The following is a 12922-nucleotide window of genomic DNA, read 5'->3' as shown; positions in this document are numbered from 1 at the left end:
ATTTTAGATCGTAGCGCCAGGCTCGAGTGGGCCGCGGTTCGCCCTGAAATACGGTGTGAAATTACCGCACATCTATTTCGCGAGTACGCAAGGTAAAACCAAATAAGGACTTAGCGGGTGAGCGCTAAGTCCTTGAAATATTTGGCTCCGGCGGTAGGGATCGAACCTACGACCAATTGATTAACAGTCAACTGCTCTACCGCTGAGCTACGCCGGAATGTGGGGCTGATATATGGTGTGAGTTCTGGCGCGTCCAGAGAAAAAATGACCTTTGGTGCAATTTTTTAGCCATGCGAAGGGCTGCTATATGTACAGCCGTGGTATGTCCAAACGCCTCAAGAACGAAGCGGTGCAGCTTTCGTATCAAGAGCGGCTACGACTTGGTGTGGCCAGGTTGGAGGCCTGCCTACTTTTTGGCGATGAACTGTGTTAGGCTTGGCCGACTGGAGACACCTCAGCAACAGAGAGTTAGGGGTAGGGACGCGGTTTCGTGATCGATTGAGATCACCCAGTAACCAACCGCGTGGCCTCAATTGTGTCTCGAAAGAATGAGGCCGGAAGAGCCATCTGAACGACCGCGGGAAAACGGCTGAATATTATTGGCCTGCTTCCCGATGGGGACACATCCTGAGGATGTCGAGCAAGCTATATTGCATAGACATTGCTGCGCAGATTGCGCGGGCAAAGGGGGATTGAATGGCAAAAGTGACACTTCCGGGAAGCTGGCCGCCAGCGGCAAATATCGCAAGCGGCACATCGAGATCTTGGCTGCGATATGAACGTCAATACCCCGGATCAGACCGCCCGTCGCGGCTGATCTCACATCCATCTGCACCCTATGTCGCACAGGCACAGATAGGTGGTAGCGATGGTGACATTGATCTTACCGCGCTCGGCAATGTTGCTGAGCACTATTTGCAGCAACTTGAGACTTATGTGAACGCAAAGACGCCGCCACCACTAGGTGAGAGCGATCCGATGTTGGAACTGCTTGCGAGTGTGTCTTCTACGGGCAGTTTGCTGGATTGGTGCGATATCTGGCCGGAAATTGACGCGCCGCCGAAACGCCTGCAAGGCCAGATGGCCAGTTGGAATATGTCTCGCAACCCCAAGAGCGCCATGCCGGGAACGGTGATCCTGGTGGCGACCGAGACCATTCCTAATCCGTTGGGATCTTCTGCTCCGATGCGCCTTCCATCCGCCGGTTTCCGAGTGCCGATTGAGGTGCGTGAAACAGCTAGCGGGTTCGATCTGATCATTCGAGGCCTCACAGCGGAGTTTCCGGGCGGCGGATACGACACGCTCTCTTCGATCCTGGCGGGCAGCACTGATGACGAAAGGCTGAATGTTCTGAGCGGATTAGCTCGGTCCTTATCCGGTGTTCCTTTGGGCTACCAATCCGGTGACAGCGGTGTGGGTATCGAACAGGAACCGGTACCGGAAGTTGATGATTTTCCGATGAGTTCAGGAGCGGACGACTACACCAAAAGCGAAACGGCCAAGCCGAAGACAGCAAAGTCAACGAAAAGCCGCATCGTTTCCATTCTCGAAGAAAACATTGCCAAACGCGCCGGGGTTGAGGTCAACTCGTTACTGCTTCAGGACGTCCAGTTTTCTGCGGATCAAGAAAATGCTGCTGATGGCGCATGGAACATGACACTGACGCTATTGGCACGCGGTGAGGAAACCCCGCGCTCTGCTTCGCTCAGCTATCGTTTGACCGTACGCGTCCGGCTGAAAGATTTGACCCAGAACCGAGTTGAACTGGTTTCTGTAACCCGGGTGCCGCTCGTTAGCCATGGAGATGGCCCCGGTGGGGCAGTGATTGAACCCGTTGTCAGAGTTTTCCCGGCGCCACCGCTGGATTGGCGCGCCGCGGCGGGGCAGGTGCCGCCTCAGCCATCGCCGCCGCTGGCTTGGCGCCGCCCTGCGCGCTCCGATAGCTTGCTGGACCTGTTCCGAGAGAACGTGACGATACCGTTGGACCCAGACAGAAAGATGAAACAGGCAGCGTATGTTGTTCGCAATTGCCCCCGCATCGTAAGGGGTGATGGTGATGGCAAACTGCCAAAAGAGCTACCGCCGATTGACGTCTCAGCTGTGCCGCCGCGCAGAGATCTATCCAGCGCGATCAACGCTTATTGGCACTGTAAGACCTTCTTTGACAGTATGCGCGGGCTCGGTTTGCCACCAGAGACCTATGTGGCGACTTCGGATGGGCCACTGTCAGTGCACTACCGGTCTGGTATCACGCCAGGGCCGGGAGGGAGTGGCCGTACCATCAATGCACAGGTACGTTACGAGGTGGCCTCCGACGCCGTAGTTCAAAGCAAGCCAAGCATCGATATGCATTTGGCGCTTGCCAACCTCAATCGATGGGCAAGGGTGAAGCCCGGAACGGCGGACAGCCGACTGGAGCCGCTCAGCATAGCCACGTGTGGTCGCTGGATGATGCATGAATTTGGGCATTATCTGCTGGCCGCGCGCATTGGCCAGTTGGAGTTCGACTTTGCCCATAGCCCCGGTGACGCGCTGGCGGCGGTGTTCTTCGACCCACTGTCGGAGCTGTCCAACCCGAGTTATGCCGGGGATCCACGGATGCGTGGCTGGACCTTCCCCTATATTTTTGCGCCACGACGGCACGACCGAACCCCCGCTATGGGATGGGGATGGTATGGTCTGCTGAACCGGTCGGTGATTGAGGATCCGCCTAAACCGGGTACCGACCACAAGGCATATCTTACCGAACAGATCTTGTCGTCTTCGATCTTCCTGCTGTATCGCGCCCTGGGCGGAGATACTTTGGACGGGGCACAAGCAAATTGGGAGCTACGCGGCCGCGCGTCAGACATGACCCTCTATTTGTTGATGCAGGGTATAGCAGGACTGGCCCAGTCGCCATCGCGGGCAGAAATGCTGGAGATTGCGATGGAAGCTGCCGGATGGGGAGCGCCTGCCGCTGTGCCGTTGCTCAGAGGTGGCCTTGATTGGCAGCCTGCAAGCTCCCACAAAGTCATACGCTGGGCTTTTGAAGCCATGGGCATGTTTCCAGAAGACGCCACAAAGATCACCAGCAAGGCCGGGGCCGCGCCTTTGGTGGATATCTACATTCGTGATGGGCGCCCCGATATCTTTCCGACCGGGGACGGAGCTACGGACGTTGGGCCCGGTAGCTATGTGCCGGTTTCGCTCCACTGGGCGGCGAATGCTGATTGGGTGATGGACAGCGCGCTACCGGAAATCGGAAACCGAGGAAGTGTAGCCGCGAATGGTGCACGACTGCGGGTCTGGGTGGGTTGGGTTCTGAATGACAAACCGATCTCGCAAATCATGGAACGCAGTGTGGTTTGGTTGGGTCAGATGCTTAACCTTGGGCCATATGTCATCAACCCGGATGTGGCGGCAGCAGCGAGCATCAGCAACAGCGATCAACAACAGATCACTCAGCTGGCCGCCGATGGGCAAGGCGCAGCACCGGCGGGTGTTCAAATGGTTGTGCTTTATGAGGTGAGCGATGTCGGCGATCGGGCCAATACCGATCCTGCAGCTGCTCTGCCACTTGCCATCGGAGCAGGGGATACACCGCCCGAGACGGTGCAGACCCTTGTCGATTTAGTGGCCAATGACAACAATCTAGCCCTGAAAGTGCAGGGCTAGACGTTGGAGGCGGATATCAGTTGATATCCGCCGATACCCATGGCGTTGGCCACTCGGTTTTTGCCCTATCGAGGACACGGTGCAGGGTCGGAACATTGATATGGGGCCAAGCGCCGCCTCCATTTGGGTCACTTGGGGCTGCATCCATGATGCAGTACCAAATGCCTGCAGCAATATGGCGACCGGCGGTTGAATCCGATGGGTAATGCACGCCGATCCGCTCGCGGTTCACAGCAATCCGGTTGGCCATGGACAGCAACGGTGAGGCGATGATATCGCTGCCAAGAAGATCGTCGTAGGTTGGTTTGCGCAGCAGCGTACCGGCTGGGATCTGAGTCTCCGTGCCGGATCCGTCTGATGCATAGCCTTTCACAACACCAAATCGCTGGGCCACTCCGGGAATTTCGAGAAGAAGTAGCGAGAGAAAATGAGCCAGGAACGCATGGCCACTGGGAAATGCGGGATGGGCAGGCGGGCCAAACGGGACCGTCAGGCCGGGCCGTAGTATTGATGGCCGTACGCGTTTGAAGTGGGCTTTGTAGCTCATATAGGCAACATTGCCTAGCGCCAGCCCAAGATCGATCAGCTTTAGCGTAAAGGGATGATCAAAGCTGTTCGCCCCCAGGAAATGGATCAGATATGCAGGCAGACCATCAGCCTGGACATCGCACTCGTGAATATAGTGCTGGCGGTCGTCCTCCATATACATCTTGAGCACTTCCAGCTCGGCCACGATGATGTCGAAGCAGTCGCGCGCTTGGTCTTGGGCGTCGTCAGCGGTTCCCGCCTGCGTGTAACGCCAAAGCAGGTCGTTTTGTTCCAGCCAGCGATCACCAACATGAGCCGGGTGCCAGTGTTGGTCCTGCGATGCAAATTCTAGCGCCGCCAGTGTGGAGGGCTCGGACCTCTCTGCAGCCCGTAACCATTCACCAAGGTTGGGATCAAAAGGCAGGGACCAGAACCGCAGCGCTGGGTCCCAATCCTCGGTGATCCATTCCAAAACTATTGGGTATTGCGAGACCGGTGGTGCACCTTTGTCTTTCGGGATCTGGTAGGGGTTGATGATCATCGAGAGCGGGAAAGGATCGCCGCCGTTATTGTCGGGGCTGAAATCAAGTGTCCAAGGCAGCAGGCTTAACTCTGCCGGGGTGGCATAGTAGCTGCGCAATGTGCCGATACCTGCATCGGCCCCGTTCCCCAAAACAGCGCCGTTGCCTCCTAGTCCAAGCCCGGTACCGAGACCCGCTCCCAGCCCCAGGCCATTCCCAAGACCCAAGCCTAGGCCCAATCCCTGTCCGGTACCTAACCCCAACCCGTTTCCAAGCCCAAGTCCGTTACCCAAGCCAAGCCCGTTGCCCAGTCCCAGAGCATTGCCAAGGCCGAGCCCGTTTCCAAGGCCCAAGCCATTGCCCAACCCCAAGCCGAGACCCAAACCCAGGCCAAGCCCGTTTGATGCGCCTTGTGAATTGCCATTCGTTGTCATCATAAATCCCCCTAAAATCGTTCAATACGAGTTAAAAACCTCCTATGTGACTGCCGATATATGGCTCTGTGCCGGTCTGCCTCTCGTGTCTTTATTATTGTCGGGAAACCCCGATAATTCATTGTGTTATCTATGCTTTAGGCGGGCAATCCCGCGTGTACCAACCCTTTGATCAAACGATCCAGGGCTTCTTTTGATTTCAATGGATACCAAGTCGAAAATTTGGATACGGAAAAATGGGGGTCCAACTCCAGAATTTCCTGCGCAACCTTGCGGGCATTATCGGTCTGTCCGCTAAGCGCGAAGGAGGCTGCAAGCAACCGGAGGCTGGCCATAAAACGTGGTTTATTGCGCCGGGCGTTCTTCAATAGTTTGATCGCCTCTGGGAGGTTGCCGTCAACGAACTCTGCCAGACCGGCAGCCGTAAGAAAGAAAAAACTCAATGGATCATAGGGCGCGAGCCGCCATACATTGAGCATCCGGTCACGGGCTTCGCTGCCGTCGCCGAGATAGGCATATGTGGTCGCACTGAGCCCCCAAGCCAGCGGCAAATTCATATTATGGGCGAGCGCGTCTTCGAACAGTTCAAGGGCGTCTTCAGGGCTATTTTCATGCAGGCTGAGCACATGCGCCCGCACTGACAGTGTCAGCGCATCGTCTGGGTCCAGCTCGACCGCGCGCCGAGAATGTTTGATCATCATCAGAATGTCGTCGCGGGGGTTTTTTGAATGACCTTCAGCCAGAAAAAAATTCATGCACCACGCCAGATAAGCATGTGCCTGGGGATAGTTGGGATCCAGCGAGACCGCGCGCTGCAGCAGGGCAATGGCTTCAGTATAGCTATGGTCATCCAGCTGGTACAGGCGGGCCAGGGCGCGTAAAACGCATTTATAGGCGTCAAGACTATCTGTACTGCGGGTGCTGATATGCTCTGCTTCAATAGACAGAACCTTGGGTTCCAGCATCGCCAGCACCCCGGAGGAAATTTCTTCCTGAAAGGCAAACAGATCCTGCAGATCGCCGCGATATGTCTGGGCCCAGATCGCACGATTGCGCATGACATCGATCAGTTCGACAAAGATACGGAGCTGGTCGCGGTGCCGGTCCACCGACCCCGTCAGGAGATAAGAGACGCCAAGGCCGCGCCCGATTTCAGAAGGGTTTACATTGCTGCCACGGAATTTGAGCGTTGATGTGCGTGCCATGACAAACATGGTGCGACTACGGGAAACACCGGAGATGATTTCCTCGGTTACTCCATCGCCAAAATACTGTTCTTCCGCTTGGGCACCACGATCCTCAAACGGCAAGACTGCAAGAGTTGGGCGGTCTTTCCAATCGCTATGGGGCCTTAGAGGAACTGTATCGTTGCTGCCACCTAAGACCTGATAGACATGTACCGTGCGATCAATGTTCTTCAATAGCGGCGCGCCCAAGTCTTGGAAGCGGAGCGAGAGTTTGCCGCGTACGATGTCCCGGACCATCTTGGTGATTACCACAGTGCCCGGATCAGCCAGTTGCTGGATACGCGAGGCGATGACCACGCCGTCGGATTGTACCGTGCCTTCATCATCGATCACATCGTCGATATTGACGCCAATGCGAACCTGCATAGGGTTGGGGTCATCGTGCTGATGCGCTAGGCGGGTCTGGACGGCCATCGCCCAATGGACAGCATCCGTAGCGCTGGAGAATTCCAAAAGCAAAGCGTCGCCCGCGTCAGAGCGGCGCACGCCATTGTATCGGACCAGCTCATCCAAAAGAACCGTATCGCGCAGCAAACACCAGCGCCGCACGGTCTCGGTTGCGCTGATCTCCATATGGCGAGTGTAGTCCGCAACATCGGCAAAGGCAAAAGCCGTGAGCCGCGTCGAGACCTTGGTTGGAATTGGCCCTTGCATGGATGCTATCCTGCCATCAATTGTGGGGCAGTATATCGATTTGTCTCAGATTTCATAGAACATAGAGGACTGGGCCGTCGTTGATGACTCACAATGACGAGCAATGACAATACTGATGGATAATCAGCTATTTGCCTGATCAACCTCAGGGTAAACGGCCGTCTTCTTTACAACCCCGTAAACGAAGCTGGTGTCGATTGAGCTGATGCCGCCGATTGGGTGCAGACGTGTCCGGACAAAGCGTTCGTAGTCCTCCAGATCGGCAACCACGACACGTAGCAGATAGTCTGCAAGGCCCGTCATCACAAAGCACTCCAGTACCTCAGGTGTATCGCGGATCTTACGCTCAAAATTGGCAACTACACTCTCGGTGTGGTTCTCCAGACTGACCCGCACAAAGACCGTGACGGGCAGGCCGTACTGCTTGGCATCGACGTCGACGCTATAGCCCTGGATCACATTGGTGTTTTCCAGAATACGCAACCGGCGCAGGCAAGGCGAAGGTGATAGGTTGACCTCCTCAGCGAGATCAAGATTCGTCATCCGGCCATTGCGCTGAAGAGCGCGTATGATGCGTCTGTCAGTGGCGTCGAGTTTGGGAGATTCTGGCATAATATGCCAATCCTTGTGTCGTTTGGGGATAATTTAGCAACTAATCACCTGTCTTACCAGGCTAACATGCTTGAAACACAATGGGTGATCAACATGACAAAAACTGGCTCCAGCTTCTCAACGCGTGCAATTCACCACGGTTACGACACACAATCACAGCAGGGTGCGTTGAACCCGCCGCTCTATCTGACGTCGACCTTCACTTTCGATACCGCCGAGGCAGGAGGAGAGATGTTCACGGGCGAACGTGAAGGGCATTTCTATAGCCGAATTTCTAACCCGACGTTGGATCATCTCGAGCAGCGGATCGCCAATCTTGAAGGCGGCGAGGCCGGGTTGGCCACGGCGTCGGGCATGGGCGCAATCACATCGACGCTATGGTCGTTTCTCGCTGCCGGGGATGAGATCATTCTCGACAAGACGCTTTATGGCTGCACGTTTTCTTTCATGACCCATGGCCTTCCACGGTTCGGTGTCAAAGTTCGCCTAGTGGATATGACAGATCCCCGAAATCTGGCGGCAGCGATCAGCACCAATACCAAATTGGTCTACTTTGAAACTCCAGCCAATCCCAATAATCGCCTGATTGATATCGCCGCAATTTCCGAAATCGCCCATAAAGTTGGCGCTAAGGTCGTTGTCGACAACACGTTTGCCACGCCAGTTATCACGCGCCCGATTGAATTTGGTGCCGATATTGTGGTGCATTCAGCTACCAAATTCATCAGTGGACATGGCGATGTGATCGCGGGTCTGGTTGTCGGATCCAAGGAGGATATCACTCAGATCCGCCTTGTGGGGCTGAAGGATATGACCGGTGCGGTGATGTCGCCATTTAGTGCGATGTTGCTGATGCGAGGGCTGAAAACGCTGGAAATCCGCATGGAGCGGCACTGCAGATCTGCCCAGAAAGTGGCCGAGGCGTTGCAATCACACCCTGCAGTCGAACGGGTTTACTATCCGGGTCTCGATGGTTTTGCGCAGGGTGATCTGGCGCGCCGTCAGATGTCTGGCTTTGGCGGCATGATTCCGTTCGAAGTTGTCGGCGGCAAGGCCGGTGGTATTGCCATGATGAACCGCCTGGATATGATCCAGCGCGCGGTGAGTCTGGGCGACGCGGAAACGCTGATCCAACACCCGGCCAGCATGACCCATTCTACCTATACGCCCGAAGAACGTGCCGAACACGGTATAGCAGAGGGGCTTGTGCGGATGTCCGTTGGGCTTGAAGGTGTGGATGATATCATAGACGATCTCATGCAGGCGCTGTCGTCACATAACGCCTACGCAGCCGCCTGAGTATAAACTGACATGCTCTTTCCGCGTCCTTGTGGGAAGGCAAACATCTGTCTCTTATCCACGAGTTTGCACATGACCCCCAATGCAGCCGATCTAACGCTCACCGCGCCCGAAACACTCAAGACGATTGAGCAACGGCTTTTGTGGTTATCACATTGGATGATCCACAATGCCAACCACCTTCGGGCGAAGCACGATGGGATCAAGGTCGGGGGGCATCAGGCCAGCTCAGCGTCGATGGTGTCGATCATGACGGCGCTGTATTTCTCGGCGCTCAAGCCAGAAGATCGGGTGGCGGTGAAGCCACATGCCTCTCCCATTTTTCATGCAATTCAATATCTTATGGGAAACCAGACCCGCGATAAGATGGAGGGTTTTCGTGGGTTTGGTGGCGTTCAAAGCTATCCTAGCCGCACCAAAGATATTGATGATGTCGATTTTTCAACTGGTTCGGTTGGGCTTGGGGTAGCGATCACGTCCTTTGCGTCGATGGTGCAGGATTACATCAAGGCCAAACCCTGGGGGCAGGATGCGCCGCAGGGGCGCATGGTGGCGCTGGTGGGTGATGCAGAGCTGGATGAGGGCAACGTTTACGAGTGCTTGCAAGAAGGCTGGAAAAACGATCTGCGCAACACATGGTGGATCATCGACTACAATCGCCAGTCACTGGATGGGATCGTGCGCGAAGGGCTGTTTCAGCGCATCGAGAAGATTTTTGATGCCTTCGGCTGGGATGTGGTGAAGGTAAAGTATGGCGCGCTGCAACGCGCTGCCTTTGCAGAGCCAGGTGGCGACCGGCTCCGTGACTGGATCGACAGCTGTCCGAACCAGATGTATTCGGCCCTGACGTTTATGGGTGGTTCTGTCTGGCGTCAGCATCTGATGGAGGATCTTGGCGATCAGGGGGATGTCAGCGCCCTGATCGAACGGCGTTCTGATAAGGAGCTGGCCGCGATGATGGAGAACCTCGGCGGCAACTGTGTTGCGTCGATGGCCGAGACTTTTGCCGCCATCGACCATGATCGCCCGGTCTGTTTCTTGGCTTATACGGTTAAGGGCTGGGGCACGCCAATTGCCGGACACAAGGATAACCATGGTGGGCTGATGAACAAAACCCAGATGGCGGAATGGCAGCGCTATATGGGGGTCGCAGAGGGCGCGGAATGGGAAAAATTTGCCACCGTCGAAGACCCATCAGCGCTGCAGGCGTTTCTGGATAAAGTCCCGTTTTTTGCCAAGGGTGCCCGCCGCTATCAGGATGCGCAACTACCGGTGCCTAAGATCGCGGTCAACGCTGAGCGTGAGATGTCGACACAGATGGGATTTGGCAAGATTCTTGATGATCTCTCTAAGGGCGATAGCGATCTGGCGGCGCGAATCGTCACCATGTCACCGGATGTGACGGGCACCACCAACCTTGGTCCTTGGGTTAATCGTCGCAAGCTGTTCGCCCGGACTCCACAGTCAGATACGTTTATCGAACATAAGATTCCGTCGACGGCAAAGTGGGAATTCACGCCCGCAGGTCAGCATATCGAACTGGGTATTGCAGAAATGAACTTGTTCCTGCTGCTGGGGGCGGCCGGTTTGTCACAATCGCTCTTCGGCAAGCGGTTGATCCCTATTGGAACAGTTTATGATCCCTTTGTGGCGCGTGGTCTCGATGCGTTGAACTATGCTTGCTATCAGGATGCCCGATTTATGATTGTTGGCACACCGTCAGGTGTGACGCTTGCACCGGAGGGCGGCGCGCATCAGTCTATCGGCTCGCCTCTGATCGGCATGTCGCAGGACGGGCTGGCTGCCTTTGAACCAGCGTTTGTGGATGAGCTGTCGGTGATCATGAGCTGGGCGTTTGACTATCTGCAACGCGACGGTGAAGGCGATCCCGACGAACGCACGTGGCTGCGCGATGAAACCGGTGGTTCAGTCTATTTGCGGCTGACCACCAATCCAATTGAACAACCGGGTAAGCGGGTGGATGACGCGTTCCGCCAAGGCGCTATTGATGGCGCATATTGGTTGAAGAAGCCCGGGCCAAACTGCGATGTGGTGATTGCCTATCAAGGTGCTGTCGCACCAGAGGCGGTCAAGGCTGCCGCAACCATTGGTGAGGGGCGCCGCGATGTAGGTGTGCTGGCAGTAACCTCGGCTGATCGCTTGAATGCCGGTTGGACCGCTGCGCAACGCGCGCGTGCGCGTGGTGTTGCCGGAGCCCGCAGCCATATCGAGACGCTTCTGGCTACGCTGCCCCCTCATTGCAAGCTAATTACCGTTATTGATGGACATCCGGCCACCTTGGCCTGGCTAGGCAGCGTACAGGGGCACCAGAGTATTCCTCTAGGTGTGGAACACTTTGGTCAAACCGGCACCATCGGTGATCTCTACCGCCACTTTGGCATTGATGCGCAAGCCATTACAGAGGCTGCAGATGCGCTCACGGATGGTCGGAAGCTGAAGGTCGTATAAGCCAGCGCGGCCCTTTGCTTCAGAAGGTAGCATTCAGCGCGACTTAGCTACTTTGGTTATGCAGGAATTTTAAGGTTAGATATTTTAATCTTGAAATAAAGATCCACTTCAGCCTAGGCTTCCCTAAGGGCACGATAAAACGGCCCATGGATACAGCGCACCTTGGTCATTCTGGCGCGGCTTACCCAACACAATGTGACCTCATGATTGGGGTCGCATCGGGCCAAGTGGCGTGAGACGAGTAAATCCGAGGTCAGATCAGCAAAAAGCTGGCGCCGCGCGGTCCAATCAGAAAGAGTATGTAGCGAAGAGCCGCCATCAGAAGTGGCCTTCAATGCTCAGACAAATCAGGGAGATGGACCTATGAAGACACTGACGACTATGGCGCTGGCAACAGCCGTTTCTACGTTGGCTTTGGCTGCCGGGGCTGAAACTAAGATCGGCATGATCACAACGCTGTCGGGCGGTGGCGCCGGATTGGGCGTAGATGTGCGCGACGGTTTCATGTTGGCGATGGAGCAAGCCAATCGCGATGATATCGAGGTGGTGATTGAAGACGATCAACGCAAGCCAGAGAGCGCCGTTCAAATCGCCGACCGTATGATTCAATCCGAGAAAGTTGACATTATGACCGGTATCATCTGGTCAAACCTCGCTATGGCTGTGGTGCCCGCCGCAACTGCGCAGGGGGTGTTCTATCTTTCTCCCAATGCGGGTCCATCGGCGTTGGCGGGCAAGCGGTGCCATGAGAACTACTTCAATGTCGCTTGGCAGAATGACAATTTGCACGAGGCAGCAGGCGCTTACGCCAGCGATGCAGGGTTGAAAAACAGCTACGTTCTTGCCCCGAACTATCCTGCTGGCAAGGACGCGTTGACCGGCTACAAGCGGATGTATCAGGGCGATCTGGCGGGCGAAACTTACACCAAACTGGGACAGACGGACTACGCTGCAGAAATTGCGCAGATCCGGGCATCTGGCGCGGACTCAGTCTATTTCTTCCTGCCGGGCGGCATGGGGATCTCTTTCTTGAAGCAATATGCCGATAGCGGTGTGGATCTGCCTGTTGTCGGACCGGCATTCAGCTTTGATCAGGGGATCCTGCAAGCCGTCGGTGGCGCCGCATTGGGGATCAAGAACACATCTCAGTGGAACAAGGATCTCGACAATCCATCAAACACTGCTTTTGTCGCTGCCTTCCAGCAAAAATACGAGCGTTTGCCCTCTCTCTATGCCAGTCAGGGCTTCGATACGGCTAATCTGGTCCTGAGCGCTTTGGAGAAGGCGGATGTATCGGACAAAGACGCGTTTCGTTCCGCCTTGAAGGCCGCAGAGTTTGACTCGGTTCGCGGTGATTTCTCATTTGGTGATAACCACCACCCGATCCAGAATATCTATGTGCGTGAAGTGATTCAGGAGGGCGATGTCTTTACCAACAAGATCATCGCCACGGGTCTGGAAAATCACGCCGATGCCTACGGCGTTGAGTGCAAGATGTAAG

At 55.7% G+C, this 12922-nt stretch carries 7 protein-coding genes and 1 tRNA gene; 4 read left to right on the top strand and 4 right to left on the bottom strand.

Annotation, left to right across the window (positions count from 1 at the left end; genetic code table 11):
• Window positions 1-142: 142 nt before the first annotated feature.
• Window positions 143-217 (bottom strand) — tRNA-Asn (locus ACEWZM_RS00500).
• A 479-nt stretch (window positions 218-696) separates the two neighbouring features.
• Here ACEWZM_RS00500 and ACEWZM_RS00495 point away from each other — a divergent pair.
• Window positions 697-3657: a hypothetical protein gene (locus tag ACEWZM_RS00495; protein WP_414004576.1), complete on the top strand. Its 2961-nt coding sequence runs from the start codon at window positions 697-699 to the stop codon at window positions 3655-3657.
• A gap of 16 nt (window positions 3658-3673) precedes the next feature.
• On the opposite strand, the gene ACEWZM_RS00490 is transcribed toward ACEWZM_RS00495, so the two are convergent.
• From ACEWZM_RS00490 to ACEWZM_RS00480, 3 genes are all read right to left on the bottom strand, one after another.
• Window positions 3674-5143, bottom strand: coding sequence for a phosphatase PAP2 family protein (locus ACEWZM_RS00490; protein WP_414004575.1), 1470 nt, complete (start codon window positions 5141-5143; stop codon window positions 3674-3676).
• A gap of 134 nt (window positions 5144-5277) precedes the next feature.
• Entirely contained in the window at window positions 5278-7041 is a 1764-nt protein-coding gene (locus ACEWZM_RS00485; protein ID WP_414004574.1) for a tetratricopeptide repeat protein, read from the bottom strand.
• Between the two features lie 123 nt (window positions 7042-7164).
• Complete coding sequence (locus tag ACEWZM_RS00480; protein WP_414004573.1) at window positions 7165-7653, bottom strand: Lrp/AsnC family transcriptional regulator; 489 nt, start codon at window positions 7651-7653, stop codon at window positions 7165-7167.
• A gap of 93 nt (window positions 7654-7746) precedes the next feature.
• On the opposite strand from ACEWZM_RS00480, the gene ACEWZM_RS00475 reads away from it, so the two are divergent.
• From ACEWZM_RS00475 to ACEWZM_RS00465, 3 genes are all read left to right on the top strand, one after another.
• Window positions 7747-8952: a methionine gamma-lyase gene (locus tag ACEWZM_RS00475; protein WP_414004572.1), complete on the top strand. Its 1206-nt coding sequence runs from the start codon at window positions 7747-7749 to the stop codon at window positions 8950-8952.
• 72 nt (window positions 8953-9024) lie between these two features.
• Complete coding sequence (locus ACEWZM_RS00470; RefSeq protein WP_414004571.1) at window positions 9025-11421, top strand: transketolase-like TK C-terminal-containing protein; 2397 nt, start codon at window positions 9025-9027, stop codon at window positions 11419-11421.
• 363 nt (window positions 11422-11784) lie between these two features.
• Entirely contained in the window at window positions 11785-12921 is a 1137-nt protein-coding gene (locus ACEWZM_RS00465) for an ABC transporter substrate-binding protein (protein WP_414004570.1), read from the top strand.
• The last annotated feature ends 1 nt before the right edge of the window (window position 12922 follow it).

Source organism: Phaeobacter cretensis (assembly GCF_047372505.1).
Taxonomy (GTDB): domain Bacteria; phylum Pseudomonadota; class Alphaproteobacteria; order Rhodobacterales; family Rhodobacteraceae; genus Phaeobacter; species Phaeobacter cretensis.
Note: the sequence above shows the minus strand (reverse complement) of the source record. Positions and strands in the feature narration are given on the sequence as shown.

Excerpts from the sequence above, each read along its gene's own strand:
- ACEWZM_RS00480 (WP_414004573.1), bottom strand. The coding sequence starts at position 7,653 with ATGCCAGAATCTCCCAAACTCGACGCCACTGACAGACGCATCATACGC.
- ACEWZM_RS00490 (WP_414004575.1), bottom strand. The coding sequence starts at position 5,143 with ATGATGACAACGAATGGCAATTCACAAGGCGCATCAAACGGGCTTGGC.
- ACEWZM_RS00470 (WP_414004571.1), top strand. The coding sequence starts at position 9,025 with ATGACCCCCAATGCAGCCGATCTAACGCTCACCGCGCCCGAAACACTC.
- ACEWZM_RS00495 (WP_414004576.1), top strand. The coding sequence starts at position 697 with ATGGCAAAAGTGACACTTCCGGGAAGCTGGCCGCCAGCGGCAAATATC.
- ACEWZM_RS00475 (WP_414004572.1), top strand. The coding sequence starts at position 7,747 with ATGACAAAAACTGGCTCCAGCTTCTCAACGCGTGCAATTCACCACGGT.
- ACEWZM_RS00465 (WP_414004570.1), top strand. The coding sequence starts at position 11,785 with ATGAAGACACTGACGACTATGGCGCTGGCAACAGCCGTTTCTACGTTG.
- ACEWZM_RS00485 (WP_414004574.1), bottom strand. The coding sequence starts at position 7,041 with ATGCAAGGGCCAATTCCAACCAAGGTCTCGACGCGGCTCACGGCTTTT.